Source organism: Pseudomonas sp. NBRC 100443, assembly GCF_030268185.1.
In the GTDB taxonomy this organism is placed as follows: Bacteria; Pseudomonadota; Gammaproteobacteria; order Pseudomonadales; family Pseudomonadaceae; genus Pseudomonas; species Pseudomonas citronellolis.
In genome coordinates this window covers 1-344 of record NZ_BSQE01000082.1, presented here as the reverse complement: position 1 = coordinate 344, position 344 = coordinate 1, and the positions used below count along the sequence as shown (strand labels likewise).

Here is a 344-nt window from a genome sequence, read left to right as displayed (position 1 = left end):
AGAGGCGGCTCATCGCCTGGGCGGTTCACCAGGATCCGCCGCAGGGGCTGGGTGTAGTGATTACGCCGTCGGCCACCTGGGTTGCGGTTGGAGAAGTTCACCTCTTCGTCTCGCAGGATCGTTTCCCGGTCTTGCTGGGGAACCTCGCGCTGGGCCAGGACCTTGAGCCGCACATTGGACTTGAATCGTGTGACGAAGCGGGCCTTCTGGGCATCCAGGCTCGCCCACCAGTTGAAGTCGTAATAGCCCTTGTCGAATACGTAGGTGGCCTGTGGCTCGATACCCAGCGTCCGGCCTTCGTCGATGTCGTTGACGTTGGCTGCGCTGAAGCTGCAATGCACCGG

General features: G+C 61.9%; 1 protein-coding gene. It reads right to left on the bottom strand.

Annotated elements, in window-relative coordinates; translation table 11 throughout:
* Positions 1-344, bottom strand: a 344-nt coding sequence (locus QSJ95_RS32630) for a transposase (protein WP_285647898.1), incomplete at both ends; no start/stop codon positions are given.